Annotated in this window: 13 protein-coding genes and 1 pseudogene; 10 read left to right on the forward strand and 4 right to left on the reverse strand. The window is 66.4% G+C overall.

Annotated elements, in window-relative coordinates:
- The first annotated feature begins 54 nt into the window (after positions 1-54).
- Genes alaS through C1A30_RS19320 form a run of 4 tightly spaced genes read left to right on the forward strand, consistent with a single transcriptional unit; the run spans position 55 to position 5,312 of the window.
- Positions 55-2,751 (forward strand): alanine--tRNA ligase, encoded by a 2,697-nt coding sequence (gene alaS, locus C1A30_RS19305; RefSeq protein ID WP_101949750.1) that lies wholly within the window; start codon positions 55-57, stop codon positions 2,749-2,751.
- A gap of 3 nt (positions 2,752-2,754) precedes the next feature.
- A complete protein-coding gene (ruvX, locus tag C1A30_RS19310) occupies positions 2,755-3,300 on the forward strand; it encodes a Holliday junction resolvase RuvX (RefSeq protein WP_101949751.1) in 546 nt (181 codons plus the stop codon).
- Complete coding sequence (gene mltG, locus C1A30_RS19315; RefSeq protein WP_101949752.1) at positions 3,293-4,540, forward strand: endolytic transglycosylase MltG; 1,248 nt, start codon at positions 3,293-3,295, stop codon at positions 4,538-4,540. Before ruvX ends, mltG begins: the two co-directional genes overlap by 8 nt.
- A complete protein-coding gene (locus C1A30_RS19320) occupies positions 4,527-5,312 on the forward strand; it encodes a shikimate dehydrogenase (protein ID WP_200828377.1) in 786 nt (261 codons plus the stop codon). The genes mltG and C1A30_RS19320 overlap by 14 nt, the downstream gene beginning before the upstream one ends.
- On the opposite strand, the gene C1A30_RS19325 is transcribed toward C1A30_RS19320, so the two are convergent.
- Entirely contained in the window at positions 5,309-6,196 is an 888-nt protein-coding gene (locus C1A30_RS19325) for a DMT family transporter (protein WP_101949754.1), read from the reverse strand. The genes C1A30_RS19320 and C1A30_RS19325 overlap by 4 nt on opposite strands.
- 23 nt (positions 6,197-6,219) lie before the next feature.
- Here C1A30_RS19325 and C1A30_RS19330 point away from each other — a divergent pair, with 23 nt between their 5' ends.
- The gene (locus tag C1A30_RS19330; RefSeq protein ID WP_101949755.1) at positions 6,220-6,651 is read left to right on the forward strand and encodes an A24 family peptidase; all 432 of its coding nucleotides are present in this window, start codon (positions 6,220-6,222) and stop codon (positions 6,649-6,651) included.
- A 2-nt stretch (positions 6,652-6,653) separates the two neighbouring features.
- Here C1A30_RS19330 and C1A30_RS19335 read toward each other — a convergent pair whose 3' ends face one another.
- Positions 6,654-7,424 carry a DUF5336 domain-containing protein gene (locus C1A30_RS19335; RefSeq protein WP_101949756.1) on the reverse strand — a complete coding sequence of 257 codons (771 nt, stop codon included), beginning with the start codon at positions 7,422-7,424 and terminating at the stop codon, positions 6,654-6,656.
- Positions 7,425-7,453: 29 nt separating this feature from the next.
- The gene (eccE, locus tag C1A30_RS19340) at positions 7,454-9,172 is read right to left on the reverse strand and encodes a type VII secretion protein EccE (RefSeq protein WP_235009991.1); all 1,719 of its coding nucleotides are present in this window, start codon (positions 9,170-9,172) and stop codon (positions 7,454-7,456) included.
- 55 nt (positions 9,173-9,227) lie between these two features.
- Between eccE and eccB the strand changes: the two genes are divergently transcribed.
- A complete protein-coding gene (eccB, locus tag C1A30_RS19345) occupies positions 9,228-10,727 on the forward strand; it encodes a type VII secretion protein EccB (protein ID WP_101949757.1) in 1,500 nt (499 codons plus the stop codon).
- Here the strand turns inward: eccB and eccD (C1A30_RS19350) are convergent.
- Positions 10,724-12,103 (reverse strand): type VII secretion integral membrane protein EccD, encoded by a 1,380-nt coding sequence (gene eccD / locus C1A30_RS19350; RefSeq protein ID WP_235009993.1) that lies wholly within the window; start codon positions 12,101-12,103, stop codon positions 10,724-10,726. The genes eccB and eccD (C1A30_RS19350) overlap by 4 nt on opposite strands.
- Positions 12,104-12,313: 210 nt before the next feature.
- Here eccD (C1A30_RS19350) and eccCa point away from each other — a divergent pair, with 210 nt between their 5' ends.
- The 4 genes and pseudogenes from eccCa to C1A30_RS19370 form a co-directional block, all read left to right on the forward strand.
- Positions 12,314-16,342 (forward strand): type VII secretion protein EccCa, encoded by a 4,029-nt coding sequence (eccCa, locus tag C1A30_RS19355; protein ID WP_200828307.1) that lies wholly within the window; start codon positions 12,314-12,316, stop codon positions 16,340-16,342.
- Positions 16,339-17,775, forward strand: coding sequence for a type VII secretion integral membrane protein EccD (eccD, locus tag C1A30_RS19360; protein WP_101949760.1), 1,437 nt, complete (start codon positions 16,339-16,341; stop codon positions 17,773-17,775). Before eccCa ends, eccD (C1A30_RS19360) begins: the two co-directional genes overlap by 4 nt.
- Complete coding sequence (gene mycP, locus C1A30_RS19365) at positions 17,775-19,163, forward strand: type VII secretion-associated serine protease mycosin (protein WP_101949761.1); 1,389 nt, start codon at positions 17,775-17,777, stop codon at positions 19,161-19,163. Before eccD (C1A30_RS19360) ends, mycP begins: the two co-directional genes overlap by 1 nt.
- A 321-nt stretch (positions 19,164-19,484) precedes the next feature.
- A pseudogene (locus C1A30_RS19370) lies at positions 19,485-20,609 on the forward strand (MinD/ParA family protein); the annotation flags it as partial.
- Between the last annotated feature and the right edge of the window lie 76 nt (positions 20,610-20,685).

Consider the following 20,685-nt stretch of genomic DNA (forward strand, 5'->3'; position numbering starts at 1 on the left):
GTCGCATAGTCGCAGGTGACGTCAAGACTTCTGAATAGATGAGGCAGTAGGAACGTGCAAACACACGAGATCAGGAAGCGCTTCCTCGATCACTTCGTGAAGGCAGGACACACCGAGGTGCCCAGCGCCTCGGTGATCCTCGACGACCCCAACCTGCTGTTCGTCAACGCGGGCATGGTGCAGTTCGTGCCCTACTTCCTGGGACAGCGCACCCCCCCGTATGCCACGGCGACCAGCATCCAGAAGTGCATCCGCACGCCGGACATCGACGAGGTGGGCATCACCACCCGGCACAACACCTTCTTCCAGATGGCCGGCAACTTCTCGTTCGGCGACTATTTCAAGCGCAGGGCCATCGAGTTGGCGTGGACCCTGCTGACCAACCCGGTAGATGAGGGCGGCTACGGCTTCGACCCCGAAAGGCTCTGGGCCACGGTCTATTTGGATGACGATGAGGCTGTCGGACTGTGGCAGGAGGTCGCGGGGCTGCCTGCTGAGCGCATCCAACGGCGCGGCATGGCCGACAACTACTGGTCGATGGGCATCCCCGGGCCGTGCGGTCCGTCGTCGGAGATCTACTACGACCGCGGCCCGGAGTTCGGTGTCGAGGGCGGTCCGGTCGCCAATGAGGACCGCTACATCGAGATCTGGAATCTCGTGTTCATGCAGAACGAACGCGGTGAGGGCACCAGCAAGGAGGATTTCGAGATCCTCGGCCCGTTGCCGCGCAAGAACATCGACACCGGCATGGGCGTCGAGCGGGTGGCGTTCCTGCTGCAGGGTGTGCACAACGTCTACGAGACCGACCTGCTGCGTCCGGTGATCGATACGGTGGCGGCCCGCGCGCCACGCGGCTACGACGTCGGCAACCACGATGACGACGTCCGCTACCGGATCATCGCCGACCACAGCCGCACCGCGGCGATTCTGATCGGCGACGGGGTGAGCCCAGGCAACGAAGGCCGCGGCTACGTGCTACGACGCCTGCTTCGCCGGATCATTCGCGCGGCGAAACTGCTGGGCGTCGACGACCCGGTCATGGCGGACCTGATGGCGACGGTGCGCGACGCGATGGGGCCGTCGTACCCCGAACTCGTGTCCGACTTCGATCGCATCCAGCGCATCGCCGTCGCGGAGGAGACCGCGTTCAACCGCACGCTGGCCTCGGGTTCCCGGCTGTTCGAGGAGGCCGCGCGTGCGACGAAGGCTTCGGGATCCGATAAGTTGTCCGGCCGCGACGCTTTCACGCTGCACGACACCTACGGCTTCCCGCTCGAGCTGACTCTCGAGATGGCCGCCGAGGCCGACCTGTCCGTCGACGAAGAAGGCTTCCGGAGCCTGATGGCCGAACAGCGCAAACGCGCGAAGGCTGACGCCGCGGCGCGTAAACAGGCCCACGCCGACCTGTCCGAATACCGGGAACTGGTCGATGCCGGGCCGACGGAGTTCACCGGGTTCGACGAATTGACCTCCGAGGCAAGGATTCTCGGCATCTTCGTCGACGGCAAGCGAGTGCCCGTCGTCACGCATGCCGGACGCGAGGGTGCCCAGGAGAGGGTCGAACTCATTCTCGACCGCACGCCCTTCTACGCGGAGTCCGGCGGTCAGATCGCCGACGAGGGAAGCATCAGCGGAACTGGCGCCTCCGGCGCGGCGAAGGCTGCCGTGTCCGACGTCCAGAAGATCGCGAAAACCCTGTGGGCTCATCGCGTCAACGTCGAATCCGGTGAATTCGTCGAGGGCGACACCGTCATCGCCGCGGTGGACCCGCGCTGGCGGCACGGTGCGACGCAGGGCCATTCGGGCACCCACATGGTGCACGCAGCACTGCGACAAGTGCTGGGTCCCAACGCTGTCCAGGCGGGTTCGCTGAACAGGCCGGGCTATCTACGGTTCGACTTCAACTGGCAGGGCGCCCTGACCGATGACCAGCGGACCCAGATCGAGGAAGTGACCAACGAGGCGGTCGAGGCCGACTACGAGGTGCACAGTTTCACCACCGAACTGGACAAGGCCAAGGCGATGGGTGCGATGGCCCTGTTCGGCGAGAACTATCCCGACGAGGTCCGGGTTGTCGAGATCGGCGGGCCGTTCTCACTGGAACTCTGCGGCGGTACGCACGTCGAGAGTTCGGCGCAGATCGGTCCGGTGACCATCCTCGGCGAATCGTCCGTCGGTTCGGGGGTGCGCCGCGTCGAGGCTTATGTGGGCTTGGACTCGTTCCGCCATCTCGCGAAGGAACGCGCCCTGATGGCGGGTCTCGCGTCCACGCTGAAGGTTCCTTCGGAGGAGGTGCCCGCCCGGGTGGCCAACCTGGTCGAGCGCCTGCGGGCCGCCGAAAAGGAGCTCGACAGGATGCGGCTGGCAAACGCGCGCGCAGCCGCAGCGAATGCCGCCGCGGGTGCAGAGCAAATCGGTAAGGTGCGTGTCGTGGCGCAGCGCATGGCCGGCGGAATGTCTGCGGCGGATCTGCGCACGCTCGTGGGCGACATCATGGGCAAGCTGGGCAGCGACCCCGCGGTGGTCGCGTTGATCGCGGAGGGCGAGAACGACACCGTGCCGTTCGTGGTCGCGACCAACGCGGCCGCGCAGGACCTCGGGCTGGCGGCCAACGAGTTGGTCAAGCAGTTGGGCGCGGCGGTGAACGGCCGCGGGGGCGGCAAGGCCGATCTGGCACAGGGTTCCGGTAAGGGGGCGGCGGGCATCGACGCGGCATTGGCCGCGCTGCGCGCAGAGATAGGCCGGAGCTGACCGGTGGCCGATACCGACAGCCGTCTTCCGGATCGGCCGGGGGACAATCTTGCGCCCCCTGATCCCGGGCGCGGGCGACGACTCGGTATCGACGCGGGCACGGCCCGGATCGGGGTGGCGGTGAGCGATCCCGACGGGATTCTGGCCACCCCGGTGGAGACGGTGCAGCGGGACAAGAGGAACAAGAACGGCAAACACATGCGCCGGCTCGCGCAGTTGGCCGACGAGTTGGAGGCGGTCGAAGTGGTGGTGGGGTTACCGCGCACCCTCGCGGACCGGGCCGGCTCCTCAGCCAAGGACGCTATCGAGTTGGCCGACGAGCTTGCCCGGCGCATCGCGCCGACACCGGTGCGGCTGTCCGACGAACGGTTGACAACCGTTGTGGCGCAACGGTCTCTGCGTGATGCGGGTATCCGGGCCAAAGGGCAGCGGGTGATGATCGATCAGGCCGCAGCGGTAGGAATCTTGCAGAATTGGTTGGACCAACGGCGCTCCGCTTCGCGAGCGAGTGAACTCGGTGCCGGGCACGGAGAGGTCGGGGATGACTGACAACCACTGGGGCCGCGACCGGGCCGAACCCGTGGCGGTTGGACCGCCGCGGCGCCGTGCGTCGCGGGCGGACCGGATCCGCGAAGCGCGCACCAAGCGCAAGCGGCGGGTCGCCACCGGCTTCGCGCTCGCGTTGCTGATCGTGGTGGTCGTCGGCGCGGTGTTCCTGGGTTCGAAGATGTGGCATTCGCTGTTCGGTGGCAGCAACGACTACACCGGCGACGGCGTCAACGATGTGGTCATCCAGATCCGCGACGGCGACTCGACCACCGCGATCGGCAAGACCCTCGAAGACCACAAGGTGGTGGCGACGGTGAAGGCGTTCGTCACCGCGGCGCAGGGCAACTCGGCGATTTCGGCCATCCAGCCCGGCTTCTACAAGGTACGCACCGAGATACCGGCTTCCAATGCCGTTGCCCGACTTGCCGATCCGCAGAACAGGGTCGGCAAGCTCGTGATACCCGAGGGGCGCCAACTCGACGACGTCCAAGACGTCAAGACCAACGCCGTCACCGACGGCATCTTCGCCCTGATCTCGAGGGCCACCTGCGTGAATCTCGACGGCGACCGGCACTGCGTCGCGACGGACGATCTGAAGAAGGCGGCCGGGAGTGCGGCGCCGTCCGCGCTTTCGGTCCCCGACTGGGCGATGAGTGCGGTCACCGGGATGGGCAACGATCACCGGCGGCTGGAGGGGCTGATCGCGCCTGGCACCTGGAACATCGATCCGTCCGCGTCCGCGCAGGACATCCTGTCCACGCTGATCGGAGCCAGCGCGACGCAGTACGCGCACGGCGGCCTGCTCGACACCGCGAAAGCCATGAACATGTCGCCGTATCAGATCCTCACGGTCGGCTCGTTGGTGCAGCGCGAATCCACACCCGAGGACTTCGCGAAAGTGGCGAGGGTCATCTACAACCGTTTACAGGAGAACCGGACGCTCGAGTTCGACTCGACGGTGAACTACCCGTTGGATCGCATCGAGGTGGCCACCACCGACGGGGACCGCGCGCTGCACACATCGTGGAATACCTATGTGCGGCCCGGCCTTCCGGCCACGCCGATCTGCTCGCCCGGGCAACCCGCACTGTCTGCCGCCGAGCAACCGGCGCCAGGGGACTGGCTGTACTTCGTGACCGTCGACATGCAGGGCACGACGTTGTTCACCCGTGACTACGACCAGCACCTCGCGAACATCGAATTGGCCAGACGCAACGGTGTCCTCGATTCCGCCAGATAGGGGCCGCAAGGCTGCGGTCCTCGGATCGCCGATCGCGCATTCTCGGTCACCGCAACTGCACCTGGCCGCCTATCGCGCGTTGGGGCTGACCGACTGGACCTACGACCGCATCGAATGCACGGCTCAGCAATTGCCGTCCTTGGTGGCCGGTTTCGGCCCGGAATGGGTCGGCCTCTCGGTCACGATGCCGGGTAAGTTCGCCGCATTGCGGTTCGCCGACCAACGCACTGCGCGCGCGGAACTCGTCGGCTCGGCCAACACACTGGTGCGGACGGACTCGGGTTGGCGGGCCGACAACACCGACGTCGACGGTGTGAAGGGGGCCCTGGGGCCGGTGACCGGAGACGCCGCGGTGCTGGGTTCGGGCGGCACCGCGCCCGCCGTCGTCGTCGGCCTCGCCGAGCTTGGCGTGCAACGTATTTCGGTGGTGTCGCGCAGCGAGGCGAAGGCGGCGCCGCTGCTCGCGCTCGGGTCGGAGGTGGGCGTCGAAATCCGCTGGGCGGCACTCGGGACGGCGGTGGCGGCGGACGTCGTCGTCAGCACCATCCCGGCCGACGTGGCGGCGGGGTACGCGGAGACCGTCGCGACGCCGGTGCTGCTCGACGCGATCTACGAACCGTGGCCGACTCCACTGGCGACGGCCGTCGAAGCCGCGGGTGGCCGGGTCGTCGGGGGATTGCAGATGCTGCTGCACCAGGCGTTCGCTCAGGTCGAGCAGTTCACCGGTCTGCCCGCGCCGGTCGAGGCGATGCGGGCGGCGCTGGAGGGCTAACCGGCGACGGGTCGAGTTTCGCTGTGCGCCAACCGGTCTCGCGCTGTATGCACCGCACCGATGCTCGCGACGGTGACCAGTACGATCGCGGCATAGCCGGTCGCCGCCAGGTGCTGGCCGAGGACCAGCCAGCCCGCGACCGCCGCCACCACCGGTGAGATGCAGGTCAGGATCGCGAACGTCTCCGCAGGCAGCCGGCGCAAGGACACCAGCTCAAGCGAGTAGGGGATCACCGAGGACATCAGCCCGACGACCACCCCGAGGCCCAGCACCTGCCATCCAAGCGCACTGTCGACATCGACCGCTGCCGCGGCGAACGGCAGCGTGACCGCGGCGCCGATCGCGGTCGCGATCGCGAGCCCGCTGAGTCTGGGGAAGTCCGACCCGGCCCGCGCGGTCGCCAGGATGTAACCGGCCCAGCTGGCTCCGGCGCCAACTGCGAACGCGAGTCCCGCTGGGTCCAGGTGACCCACCCGGACGCCGGTCAGGCTGAGCGTCGCCACGCCCGAGAGCGCCAGCAGGGCCCACAACCAAGCCGTCGGACGTCGACTCACGATCACTGAAAGCGCCAGTGGACCAAGGGATTCAACCGTGACCGCGATACCGAGAGGAATTCTGGTCAGCGCGTTGTAGAAGCACACGTTCATCACCGTCAAGGTCGCGGCCAAACAGGCCGCCGACAACCACGCCCGTCGGGAGAGACCTCGCAGTCGTGGGCGGACCGCGACGCACAGCACCACACCCGCGACGAGGAACCGGACGAACACGGCGCCGATCGCGCCCAGCGCCGCGAACAGACCGACCGCGAACGCGGCACCGACCTCCTGGCTGGCCGCCGCCACCACGACCAGCAGCGCCGGCCCAATTGGTGACTGTCGGTGCACGGAACCGACGTTAGCCTCGATGCATGGGGGCGGGGATGGCCGGTGTCGGCGTAATGGTGTGGGTGACGGTGCTCAGCGTCTACGACGTGCGCTCACGACGACTACCGAACTGGTTGACGTTGCCGGGCGCCGTGGTGATCCTCGCGGTGGCGGCGCTACACGGTCGCGGTGCCGCAGCGGCGCTCGGTGCGGTGACGCTGTTCGCCGTCTACGCCGTGGTGCACGTGGTGGCACCCGCTGCGATGGGCGCAGGTGATGTGAAGCTGGCCATCGGGATCGGGGCGTTGACAGCAGCTTTCGGTCGCGATGTGTGGCTGTTGGCGGCACTTGCCGCGCCAGTGTTGACCGCTGTGCTGGCCGTCGTGGTGCTGCTGCACCGAGCGGGCGGATCGGTGCCGCACGGGCCGTCGATGTGTGTGGCCGCGGTTTCGGCGGCGGCGCTTGCCGTGTTCTGAAGCTATGCCTGCGACGATGGCCGCGCTGATTCGCCAGCCTCGCGAATCGGTTGGTCCGCGCCAGCGCGGGCCTGGCCGAAGCTCGGCAATCCGGTCGGGCCCGAGGCGGTCACAGGCTCGTGCAGCGGCGCGGTGGGGCGGGAATCTGAATAGTCGAGGTCCGCGTAATCGCCTTGTTGAGAGGCGCGTTGGCTGCGTTGCGCGCGTGCTGTGGCCCGCGCGTCCGCCTGCGCTTGACCATATCCGGCCCGTTGGACTTGCTCGGGCGGTGCAGGCTGCGCATGCTGGGTGTAGTAACTGCGCACCGCCTGGTTGTAGTAGTCCACATACGCTTCGTAGCCGGCTGCGTCGGGCTGCCCGGCGGACTTGGGCGCCACCAGAAGCGCAGCAGCGGCCGCGATCGCCTGCAGCGCGTTGAGCACCACGATCACGGTCAACGCCCACCCGGCGTCGCCTGCCGCCAGCAAGTTGGACAGCGCGTCGAGGAACCCCATGGTCGCCAACACCGCGATGGCCAGAGACAGCGGGCCGCGTCTGGCGAGCAGACCGAACATCGCGCACAGCGCGGCCAGCGTGGCGAACCGGACGTCCCATCCGACCGTTTCCGGCCCATCGGCCACCGGACCGAAGTTGAACACGTATGTGGCAAGGCCGAGTACGGCTATCGCGATGTAAAGGTTTCGCGGCAGCGAACTTTCGGCCTCCTGCCGTTGGGTCGGATACGCCGGTTGGTAGGCCGAGTGGTAGTCGCGGGTTCCTGGCGAGTACACCACGCTCCACACGCTAGCGCACCGAACGCGGATCAGTCGATGCAGTTAGCCGACGCCTTGATGTAGCGCATCTCGTCGTCGGTGGCGACCATCGTCACGATGGCGGAACCTGCCCGCGTGCTGACCTTAACTGTGGCATCGGCCAGCGAAACCAATTCCAGTGCGACATCGGACGCGTTGGACACCGCTGTATTCGGTGCGGCGACAACCATACTGGTGACTCCCGCACGTACCGGTCGATCGGGCACACCGTCGAACATCTCTACTGAATAATTGCGTTCCGCCCCTGCCTGGATGGTGCCGCGGTTGAAGTCGGCGACCCACAGCAGATCGTGGTCGTCGACCTCCTCCACCATCGCGCGCCACAGGCCGGGGCGGCGGCTGTGCACCAGCACCCGTGCGCCCAGCGCCAGCGAGCGCAGCACGGCTTGCTGGGCGAGATGGAGCGTGCCCGCGATCTCGACTCGGCCGATCTGCGGGCCGAACAGCGGAAGCGCGACGGCCCTGCCTTCTTCGTCGGCGCCGATGACCTGGCCACATCCGGACGCTGGCACGGCGAGATCGCGCAGGTCGATGTCGCGGTGCGCGTACGCCCAACGCTCGACGCCGCGAGAAGGTGCGGAAATCGGCAGGCTGCACGCCAGCGCGGAGAACTGATATCCGTGCAAACGCGTCAGGCCCGGCAGCTTGTCGGGTACGCCGAAGTCGCTGTCGAACCGGGCCAGGCCGCGAACCCGTACCAGGTCCGCCTCGTCACCCTCGCGCAGCGACAAGCACACCGTCGTCGAATAGCTGGGGACCGTCCACAGCACGCCGAGGCCGGCGGTGGTGAGCATGTCTGCGTTGACCGCGAAGCTGCACAACCGGAATCGGCCGTCGCGGCAGGTGTCCCAGTCCTCCTGCAGTGTCGCGAGGGTGACGCCATCGCTGAGTTGGTTGGTTGCCAGCGCGATTCCGCTGGCGTTGAGAATTCGCGGCCGAAGTCCGGCTTCGGTGAGACGGTTGGCCACGCGGCGCGTCGCTGTCACGGCGGTGCGCAGGATGCCGTCGCGGTCGCCGCCACGTCGGTTGACTGCCTCTGCACGCCGTGACGGATCGAAACGCACGGCGACCCAGACGCTGCGGTGCGCAATGGCGGGCAGCGGTCCGAGCACCGCGTCGTACACGGCCGCCACCGCCGTGTGTCCCGAGGATCGGGCGCCCTGGCTGATGACGTCGATCGAGTCGAGTGTGATGTCGAACTGCTGCAGGCAGTCGACGAGCGCCTGGATCGGCACCATGTCGCCCGACACCGTCATGCCGGGCTCCATCACCGTCAGAGCCTGCGGATTCTCGTCGATTTTGATCAGCGACAGCAGAGTGGCGCCGTCCCAGCGGAATCCGATCTGCGCGCCGTCGGCGGTGGGCGCGTCGAACGGTTCCGTCAATTGGGACGCACCAACGCGTCTGCGCCGATCGATCAGAAACCCGAACCGCCGACCGATTGCCCGCGGCGCCGTCCTGCCCCGAACCGGGACAACCAACAGCAAACCCACGACGAGGCCGACAGCGCCGCCCTGCCAGCCCGGTACGCCCGAGATCAACGCGACCGCAACGCCAACCGCCACCGCGATCTCGACAGCGAGCAGATCGGCCAACGGCACGAACCGTTGCCAGCCGACACCTACCGCGGTGCGCAGGCGGCGGGATCCAGTCCCGGTGTCGCCGTTCTTGGAGTTATTGGAAAGGACAACTGCCGCAGCATGATTCACTTGACGTGACACACCCTTTCGGTGCACGCCTCTGCCGATGTGGATGGGAGCCGTTATGCCAGCGCAAGTTACCACGCGTGCGCAGGTCAACGGGTACCGGTTTCTGATCCGGCGCCTGGAGCATGCGCTGATCCGCGGTGATTCGCGGATGATCCATGACCCGATGCGAGGTCAGATGCGTGCGCTGATCGTCGGTTTGGTCATTGCTGTGGTGATCACCGCGGGCTGCGGGGTGATGGCGTTCTTCAAACCCGCGCCGAACATGGGTGACGCGCAGATCCTGCTGAGCAAGTCCAGCGGCGCCACCTTCGTGCGCATCGGTGACCGCGTGCATCCGGTGCTCAACCTCGCCTCCGCACGGTTGATCGTCGGCAAGAACGACAGCCCCAAGGACGTCGACGACAAGTTCCTCAACGCCGTGCCTCGCGGCCCGATGGTCGGCATCGTCGGGGCGCCTGCCAGCATTCGCGGAGCGGACGATCTCTCGATGTCGTCGTGGACGGTGTGCGACACGTTGCAGACGCCAGCCGCCACCGAAACCACCGGTATCACCACCCTGCAGACCACGGTGCTCGCCAACGATCCCACGCTGGACCGCGACATCCGTGCCGCCGACCCGGCGCACGCGGTCCTCACCGAGGTCGGCGGCACGACCTACCTTGTCTACGACGGGGTTCGGGCACCGATCAATCTGTCGGATGCGGTGGTGGTCAACGGACTTCATCTGCAGGGCGCGCAGCCGCGGCCGATGTCGTTGGGGGTACTTAATGCGTTTCCACTGGTTGCCCCCATCACTGGAGTGAGTGTCGATGGGGTGGGTCAGCCCAGCGCGGTGATCGGACCCGATTACCCGATCGGGTCCATCGTCAAGACCGACGACTCACGGGGCGAGCAACTCTACGTCGTGCTGCGCGACGGTTTGCAGCCCATCTCGTCGGCGACGGCGGACATCATCAGATACGGCGACTCCGATGCGCGCCGTGGCTCGGCGCGCCAGATCGCCGCTGCGGTCGTTGCGGGCGTGCCGATCGTGCATCAGCTGCCGGTCGACCACTACCCGACGGTGTCGCCCCAGATTGTGTCGGCCGTGACGGATCCGGTGGTGTGCATGGGATGGCAGCGGGCCAATGCTGCCGCCCCGGGCACGGTACGCCTGCTGGTCGGCAATAGGCTTCCGGTACCGGCCGGGGCCGAGACGGTGCGGCTGGCCACCACCGACGGTAGCGGGCCCGGTCTGGATTCGGTGTACCTCACCCCTGGCAGCGGCGAATACGTACAGGCGACGGGAGCAGAGCCGGGCAGCCGCTCGACCGGTCCGCTGTTCTACGTGTCGGACACCGGAATGCGTTACCACATCAAAGATTTGCCGACAGCTGCGGCGCTTGGCGCGGTGGGCGTCAAAGCACCGGGTCAGACCGCAGAGTCGCCGCAACTGGCGCCATGGCCGGTGTTGGCTCTGCTGCCGCCAGGTCCGGAGCTGTCGCAGGAGGCGGCGCTCGTCGCCCACGACGGAATGGCGCCGGACCCGCACAGTGTCGCTGTGCCAAGCAGCTAGATGCGCAGTTCGCGAAAGAATGCGTAGAGCCGGACAATCCAGAAGCACAACGGGAACAGCGACCCTACGGCGATGTATTCGATGATCTCGACGCGGCGCCGCATGACGGGGGAGAACTCGAGGCGTGGCGCGACAAGGCCGCAGGCCACGACGAGCGCCAGCAGGACGATCAGCGCGACAGCCGAACGCAGTTGCCAACCCGGCACATTCAGCGCGACTTTGACGATGACGACAATTGTGATGGCCAAGCCACCGCCGATGAGGGTGGCCGACTGGATTAAGTCGTGATGAGCACGGCCGCGAAGACACAACACCGTTGCCACCGCGAACGCGAAAGTCGTTCCCTGCCAGAAAAAGCCGTTGGTGACATCGACGGCCAAGTAGCTGCCCGCCCCCGCAGCAAGTGCAGCGGCCACGAGGATGCCGGTGAGGTACTCGTTCGCGCGTCGGACGCGGTGCGCCAGGCCCTCCTCCGTCGGGATGATCTGCTTACCCACCGCATTGACGCCCTCGACAGTTGTGCCGCCCTGGGTTTCGATGTCGTCGAGTGGTTCGCCTGCCGTCGGCACGCGCGGGATCGGCAGCTTGGACAACAGGATCGTCACCCGTGGCGCCATGTAGACGACGATGACTGCGACCGTCCCCAATATCGCTCCGACGGCGCGCGGTTGCGGATCCCACAGCAGCGACGCTGTGGCGCTGAGTCCGCCGAACACGCATACCGCGACGATGCCAGTGAGTAGGCCGCGCCCGGTGCCCGAAATGAGAAGCACCAGAAACGCACCCAGTGCGGTGAGCGCGAACGACATCGGCAGCGACGTCACGCCGAAGCCGTCAGGCACCAGATAAAGTGAGCCGGCGAATACGAGCGGGGCCGATATCGCGGCCATCCAAGCTGAGCGCAAAGCCATCGAAGGCCGATACGCCATTACCCACGCCGACGCCATTCCGATGCCGCCGAGCGCGAACAACCCAACCGGCACCACCGCATTGCCTGCCCAACGGGGAACCAACGCGGCCAACGTCAGCGACGCGGCGAGAGCGGCGACGAAACTCGTCAATGCGGCCGCGTTGCGTGTCACCCAACCCAGCACGGCCGGTTCGCCGCGCGCGAGTGAATCGTCGACGTCGTCGAACAACACCGTGCTGACCGAACGGCCGATCTCCTGGATGGTGAGCAGGTCGCCGTCGTAAATCCCGGCCTCGTCCAACGACCGGTTCGGGTCGATCGGTTCGCCGCCGAACCGCGACAGCGTCCATTTACCTACGGAGTCGTCAAATATGACGTCAGCCAACGGGTCTCGCGCGGTCGTCTGATCGTTCGCTATGTCGATGACATCATTGATGAATTCGGAGATAGGGACGTTGGCGGGCAAGCCGACATCTATGCTGAGGCTGCCGACTGCCAAAGTCAGACGGCTCAGGTCCTGTTCGGACTCGGAATCAGAATCCAGGCCCGGCAACGACGGCGGTACAGTCAAACCCTCTCGGTCTCCTGCGCAAAGGGATTGCTCGGCAGTGACATTACTCAGGACAATACAGAGCGCGGCAACAAAGCCGGACTTGCGATTTTTCGGGAGCAGGGTTTGAGCACGCAGGGTTTCGTGCGCCGCCTTCGGGTGGTACCGCCGCGGATGCCGGGCGGCGAAGTCAATCTCGCTGCGCCGCCTGAAGTTCCGCGCGCAATCCCCAGCAACCTCGTGATGAAGCTGATGCCCTTCGTGATGATCGTCGCTGTCATCGGGATGATCGCCCTGATGATCACGGTCGGCGGCCGCGACATGACGAAGAACCCGATGTTCCTGCTGTTCCCGATGATGATGATCATGTCGATGGCCGGCATGTTCATGGGTGGCGGCGCTCGCACCGGCAAGGCGGCCGCGGAACTCAACGAAGAACGCAAGGACTACTTCAGCTACCTCGCCAATCTGCGCGACGAGTCAGACGAGACCGGCAGCCAGCAGCGCACCGCCCTCGAATGGAGCCATCCCGACCCGCGCGCCCTGGCCGATGTGGTGGGCACCCGCAGGATGTGGGAGCGCAGACCGACCGACGCGGATTACTGCCATGTGCGCGTCGGGATAGGAACCCACCGGTTGGCGACGCGCCTGCTCGCCCCGGAAACCGGCCCGCCAGAAGACCTCGAACCGGTGTCGACCGTCGCGCTGCGCCGGTTCGTCAAGACTCATTCGGTCGTGCACGCACTTCCGACCGCGGTGTCGCTGCGCGCGTTTCCCACCGTCACCTTCGAGGGCGACCGCGGCCAGGTGCAGCAATTGGTCCGCTCAATGGTGCTCGAGTTGTGTACCTTTCACGGGCCGGACCATGTTCAGGTCGCGGTGGTCACGGCCAATCCGGACGGCGAGAACTGGAGTTGGGTCAAGTGGCTGCCGCACGCACAGCACCACTCCGTTCGCGACGGCATGGGTGCGATGCGCCTGCTCTTCCCGACGTTGGAGTTGCTGGAGACATCGCTGGCGGCTGATCTGGCCGAGCGGGGACGTTTCACCCGCAACGCCGCGCCGACTCCCGGGCTGCGACAACTGGTCGTGGTGCTCGACGACGGATACGTCAGCGGAGACGAACGGTTGGTCACCGACGCGGGCTTGGACAGTGTGACGCTGCTCGATCTCAATGGTCCCCGCGACGGCGCAATCGCACGACGCAGTCTGCAGTTGGTGGTCGAAGGGGAGGATGTCGCCGCACGCACCGCCGTCGGAGTAGAGCGGTTCGCCACCCCCGACGCCATCACCATCGCCGAAGCGGAGTCCACCGCGCGACGGATCGGTCGGTTCCGTCCGGCCAACGCCGCACACATCGTCAGCCTGGAAGCCGAGTCACGCGCCGCCGACCCCGGCCTGATGGCGTTGCTGAAGATCCCCGACGCCGCCGAGATCGACCCCGAGAAGGTATGGCGGCCCCGGTCGGCACGTGAGCGGTTGCGGGTGCCGATTGGCATCACCCCAACCGGTCAACCGCTGGAACTCGACATCAAGGAATCCGCCGAGGGCGGAATGGGTCCCCACGGGTTGTGCATCGGCGCAACAGGTTCCGGGAAATCGGAGTTTCTGCGGACCCTGGTGCTGTCGATGATCACGTCGCATTCGCCGGAGGCACTGAACCTCGTGCTCGTCGACTTCAAAGGTGGCGCGACGTTTCTGGGACTCGAGGGGGTGGCGCATATCGCGGCGATCATCACCAATCTCGAAGACGAGTTGACCATGGTCGATCGCATGCGCGACGCGCTGGCCGGTGAGATGAACCGCAGGCAGGAACTGCTCCGTTCTGCAGGAAATTTCACGAACGTCGGCGAATACGAGCGCGCCAGGGCCAACGGCGCCGACCTCGATCCGTTGCCCGCCCTTTTCATCGTGGTCGACGAGTTCTCCGAACTGCTGTCGCAAAAACCCGACTTCGCGGAGTTGTTCGTGATGATCGGCCGGCTCGGCAGGTCGCTACACATCCATCTGCTGCTTGCCTCTCAGCGCCTCGAAGAGGGCAAGCTACGTGGCCTCGATTCGCACCTGTCCTACCGGATCGGCCTGAAGACGTTTTCGGCCGGTGAATCGCGAAGTGTGCTCGGCGTGCCCGACGCCTATCATCTGCCGAGCGTTCCCGGCTCCGCGTTCTTGAAATGCGATGCCTCAGAACCGATTCGCTTCAACACCAGTTATGTCTCAGGGGAGTACGTCAAACCGCGAGGTCCGTCGCGGGGGCGCAGGACGCACCTGGGTGTGTTGGCGCCCAAGCTGTTCACCGCCTCGGTGGTGAAGAAAGACCCAACGCCCCCGGTGCCGGTGGAGTTGCAGGTCGTCGAGCCCGAACCGGCACAGCCATCGGGTCCGACCAAGACCACGTTGCTCAACATGGTGGTGAGCCGACTGCGCGGTCACGGCCGACCGGCGCATGAAGTGTGGCTGCCTCCACTGGAAGAGAGCCCCGCGGTCAACGACCTCCTGCCGGACGCGCAATGGCAAGCGCCGCAGAACATCAACGGACAGCTGTGGATACCCATCGGCGTGGTGGACCGGCCCTACGACCAACGCCGCGACATCCTGACTGTCGATCTCTCCGGTGCTCAAGGCAACATCGCGGTCGTCGGCGGACCGCAGTCGGGCAAGTCGACGGCGCTCCGTACGCTGATCGTCAGCGCCGCCGCCACGCACACCCCCGAGCAGTTGCAGTTCTACTGCCTGGATTTCGGTGGCGGAACGCTGACGAGTCTGGCGAAGCTGCCTCATGTCGGCGGCGTGGCGGGCCGGATGGACTCCGACGCGATCCGTCGAACCGTCGCCGAGGTCGCAGGTCTGCTGCGAGCCCGCGAGCAGCGATTCCGCGACCTCGCCATCGAGTCCATGCGCGACTTCCGACAGCGCAAAGCGGAACTGGCCAAGCTGCCACCCGAAGTGGCCTCCCAGGATCCGTTGAGTCAGGACAACTTCGGCGACGTGGTACTGGTCGTCGACGGATGGGCGTCGATCAGAAGCGATTTCGAGTCCCTTGAACAGACATTGCAGTCGCTGGCCATCCAGGGGTTGTCGTATGGAATCCACCTGGCCATCTCGGCATCGCGTTGGATGGAGATCCGTCCAGCCGTCAAGGACATGCTCGGTACCCGGATCGAGTTGCGGCTGGGAGATCCCATCGACAGCGAAGTCGGCAGGCGATCGGCCGAGCTCGTTCCGATCGGGCGGCCGGGCCGGGGAATCAACGCCGAAAAGCTGCACATTCTGACGGCGCTACCACGGCTGGATTCCAGTTCCGGAGTCGACGACCTGCCCGCCGGGGTCGCGGCCGCCGTCGAAATGGTGCGCGCTCACTACGACACCAGGGAAGCGCCCCGGGTGCGGATGTTGCCCCACGACGTCGACCGCGATGCCGTGATCAGCGCGGCCCGACACCTCGGCCCGCTGAGCAAGTCGCGAATCGCCATCGGAATCAACGAAGACGAATTAGCGCCCGTCATCGTCGATTTCGACAGCCAACCCCATCTGGTGGCTTTCGCCGACAGCGAATGCGGTAAGACCGGGTTGCTCCGCAACATCGCCGCCGGGGTGATGGAGAACGCGACGCCGTCCGAAGCCAAGATCATCCTGGTCGATTTCCGGCGCACGATGCTGGGGGTCATCACCGACGAGTACCTCGGTGGCTATGCGACGGCGCCGCAGTCGTGCGCGGATCTGATGACAGCGCTCGCCGGTGCGCTCAGGGACCGGTTGCCACCCGACGACATCACCCAGCAGCAGCTCAAGGAACGGTCGTGGTGGACTGGCCCTGAATTGTTCGTGCTCATCGATGATTACGACCTGATCGGCGGTGGCTCCTTGAACCACCCGCTGCTGCCGTTGGTCGAATACCTGCCGCAGGCCCGCGACATCGGTCTTCGTGTCGTGATCACCCGTCGCAGCGGCGGCGCGGGAAGGGCGATGATGGATCCGATCATCGGCAGGCTGAGGGATCTGTCCTGCAATGGTTTGGTGATGAGCGGAAGCAAGGAGGAAGGCGGGCTGTTCGGCGGGTACAAGGCCACGGCGATGCCGCCGGGGCGCGGAATGCTGGTGTCACGCTCCATGAAGAGCGGCGTCATTCAATTGTCGAGGATGCCCGACCTATGACCGGGATCGGTGAACTGCACAGCGTCGAGGTCGTTTCCGCGGTGCCGGACCAATTTCGCGTATCCGTGCTCGGTGAGAACACCCAACTCGACGTCGCGGTACCCGCGGATGTCCCCGTTGCCGCGTTCCTGCCTGAACTCGCGCAGATGGTCGGCTCACGTCAGGCGCGTCGCGACGACGAAGTCGCCCATCGCGACGAGCGGCGCACGTTCTGGGTGCTCAGCCGCGTCGCCGGCGATGTCTCATTGGCGCCCAACGAAACCCTGCGCGAAGCGGGGGTTTCCAACGGCGAGTTGCTGCGCATCTCGGCTCGACGCGCGCTGTCGCCCCCGACGCTCTACGACGACGTGGTCGATGCCGCGGCGCGCCTCAACAGAGCCGCCTACGCGGCGTGGAATCCAACGGCCGCCAAGGTGATGGCGTTTGCAGGGCTCTGGCTGGTTTCTGCGGTGTGGGTGATCTTCTTGAGTGCCGACGCACTGGCGGCGCACCGCACGCCGCTGGCCATCGGTGCGGGCTTCATGACGGTGGCCATGGTGGTGGCCGCGGCGGTCGTGCACCGTGTGCTGAACATCATCGACATCGCCGTTGCCACCGGGTGGGCGGGACTGGCGACGACGACTGCTCTGGTTTGGCTGTTCGCGAGGCCCTGGGGCGCAACTGGTCTCGCGATCGGCTGCGCGGCCCTCTTGGTCGTGGCAGGGGTGTACTACCGGGTGATCGGCACGGGCCATTGGGCCTACATCGCCGCTGCCGTGATCTTCGCCTTCGGCGCCGCCGCGCTGACCGGTCGCGCGTTGGATGGCCGCACCGACGTTATCGCGTCGGTCACGGCGATCATCACCGTGCTGACATGCCTGGCGGTACCGGCGATGACGCGAAAGTGGGCCCGATTGCCGACGTCGGCGCCTGGCGGGCGGTCCGGTGACGACGACCCGTTCACGCCGTCGGAGGTGGCCGACTCGGCTGAGATACCGACCGCGGAACAGGTCCGGGATCGGGTGCGCGCGGTGGAGTTGACGCGCTCCGGTCTGCTGGCGGGTCTGGCAGTCGTCGCGGTGGCCAGCGCTACGGTGTTGCTGAACACGCGAACGGAGTTGTCGGCGTTCATTTTTGCGTTGGTCTGCGCCGCAGTGCTCGCATTGCGCAGCGTCGCGGCGCCGACCTGGTTCGAGCGCGGTGCGACATCGGTGCCCGCTCTCGCGCTGACGTTGATCGCCTGCGTGCAAGCGCAGTCCGGCGCGGCGCCGCTGCGGTACGCGGGTGTCGGCGTGTTGGCGACGGTCATGGTGCTCGCGGTGCTCGCCGGTTCCGTCGTCTCGCGCGGTAGCCGGATATCGACTGCGCTGGCGTACCTGGACTACCTCGCGGTGGCCGCGCTCGTGCCGCTGGCTCTATGGCCGCTCGGCGTCTACGACCGCCTGGGTCTGTGATGGCCATCTGGCGGCCATTTTCGGGCTTGGCCTGCGTTGCCGCGCTGGTCGTTGGCTCGTCTCTGGCGGCACCTCCCGCGGCTCATGCGATCACCCCGCCCGTCGTCGATCCGGGTCCGCCGCCCACTGGGCCGGTGGCTCCGCTGGATCCGACCGAACTGAAGGCGATCTGCGGCATCCCGACCGGTGTCCTGCCCGCCACCGATTTCCGGAAGCAGACCAGCGCGGACGCGATGCTCGATTACCGCGCCGCCTGGCAATTCTCCACCGGGGCGGGACAGAAGGTCGCGGTGATCGACACCGGGGTGAACCGTCATCCGCGGTTGCGCGCATTGGAGGCTGGCGGTGACTATGTCTCGAACACCGACGGGCTGCAGGACTGCGATGCGCACGGCACATTGGTCGCCGGAATCATCGCGGCCGCGCCGTCGCCGGATGACAGTTTCGCAGGGGTGGCCCCTGACGCGACGATCTTGTCGATTCGGCAAAACAGCGGTGCCTTCGGCATTCAGGGCAGCGGCGGCAGCTCGAAGGACGATCCGAATGCCACGTCGACCGGCTATGGCAACACCCAGACCTTGGCGTTGGCCATCACTCGTGCTGTCGACCTCGGCGCGACGGTGATCAACATGTCTGAGGTCGCATGCGCACCCGTATCCGCGGGCTTGGACGACGCCGCGGTCGGCCGCGCGGTGCGCTACGCGTTCGAACGCAATGTGGTGGTGGTCGCCGCGGCAGGCAACTTCAACACACAGAGCATGTGCAATACACAGAACGTGATGACCGATCCCAACCAACCGTTGAGCAAAGGCTGGGACACTGTCGGCACCATCGCCAGCCCCGCGTGGTTCGAAGACTACGTGCTGACGGTCGGTGCGGTGACGATGTCGTCGGCGCCTGCCGAATTCAGTTTGCACGGGCCGTGGGTCGCGCTTGCGGGGCCGGGGGAGCGGATCACGTCGCTCGACCCGAACGGACCCGGTTTGATCAATGCGCAGATCGGTCAGCAGGGATTGGCGCCGCTGAACGGCACCAGCTTCGCCGCGCCGTTCGTCGCCGGAGTGGTGGCCCTGATCCGGTCGCGGTTCCCCGAGCTAACCGCCGGGCAGGTGATGGACCTGATCAAGCGGACCGCGCGCACTCCCGGCGAAGGTCCGAATCCTGCCACCGGTTACGGCGTCGTCGATCCCATCGCCGCGCTGACATATCAACTGACGCCGACGAAAACCGGTCCGGGACAGGACGCCGGGACGCCGATAAGCGGTCCGCCGCAACCGGATCCCGGCAACGTGCGGGCGCGCATGATCGTGCTCTGTGCCACGGCGCTCAGTGTCGCGCTGATGGCAGCGGCGGCCGCACTTGCCGCAGTCCGTCGACGCAGGCACTGAGCGCTACGTACGATCGGAGACAACATGATGCCGGAACCGACGCCGCCGAACGACTTCGACGAGATCGAGTCGCGCGCCGCGGCGCTGCAGGAACGGATGGCGGCACGACGAACTCAGCCCAACAGCGAGCACGAGTCGTCACCGCCGGCCGAGCAGATCGCGCCGCGCCGTTTGCCGTTGCCTCCGTGGCAGGTGTCCAATTCGGTGTTGCCCAGACAAATCAACGGCGATTCCGGTCGCGATGACACGGCTACGCGGCAAACCCGACGCGCCGACGATGCCGTCGATGAGCTGGCCGAGGACACCGAGATCGCGCAAACAGCACCGCCGCAACAGGACTGGCGGCCCGAACCGGACACTGCGATGTATCAGCAGCCGAGTCCGCCCGTTCCACCGTTGCCGCCCCCGCCGGGTTGGCTGCTGCCGCCACCGCCACCGGGTTGGATGCCGCCCCCACCGCCGGGTGTGCCCACGGAGATGCATCGTGCACCGCAGGGCTTTCGCGTGCCGCCACCCGCGCTGGACCAGGTTCCGATGGTCGAGCGAACCCGCGGCGTGCCGCAATCGGGTTGGCGCCGGGCCTTGCATCGCGCCAGCGGTGGACGCATCAATCCCGGTGAGTCACGCAAAGAGCGGGAGAGAGAAGACCTGCTCGCGATGATCCGGCAGCCGATCGCGGGCGATTTCCGTATCGCCGTGCTGTCGATCAAGGGCGGGGTCGGAAAAACCACAACCACACTGGGTCTGGGGTCGGCGCTGGCCATGGTTCGCTCGGACCGAGTCATCGCGGTCGACGCCAACCCGGACCGCGGCACACTTGGGGAACGAGTCAGCGACGCGTCGACCGAATCGACCGTGCGTGACCTGCTCTCGGATCCGAACATCAACCGCTACGCGGACGTGCGAAGCCACACCAGGATGGCGGGCAGCCGCCTTGAGGTGTTGGCCAGCGAGCAGGAGCCCGCGGTTTCAGAGGTTTTCGGCGAGACCGACTACCGGCGCACCATCGACATCCTGCGGCACTACTACAACATCATCCTGACCGATTGCGGCACCGGCATCATGCATTCGGCGATGTCGGGTGTGCTCGACCTGGCACATGCGATCGTGCTGGTGAGCTCGCCGGCCATGGACGCCGCGCGCAGCGCATCGGCGACTCTGGACTGGTTGATGCAGCACGGTCACTCGGCGCTGGTACGTGAAGCACACGTGGTGCTCAGCTCATCGCGGCCTGGTTCCGCGGCAATGAAACTCGACAAGGTCTACGAACACTTCGAAGCTCGCTGCCGCTCCATCCACCACATCCCGTTCGACCCACATCTCGCCGAGGGCGCGGACATCAACTTCAGTTTGCTGAATTCGCAGACTTATCAGGCATATCTGGAGTTGGCCGGGGCCGTCGCCCAGAAGTTCCCCCGTGTGCGCGGCGGACGTCACCGTCAGTGACGCGTCCGTCAACGCACACCCAACACCTGTCACCGTTGCCACGCTTACTGTCGGCAAACACCGCGGCGTGACAATA

The organism is Mycobacterium sp. 3519A (assembly GCF_900240945.1).
In the GTDB taxonomy this organism is placed as follows: Bacteria; Actinomycetota; Actinomycetes; order Mycobacteriales; family Mycobacteriaceae; genus Mycobacterium.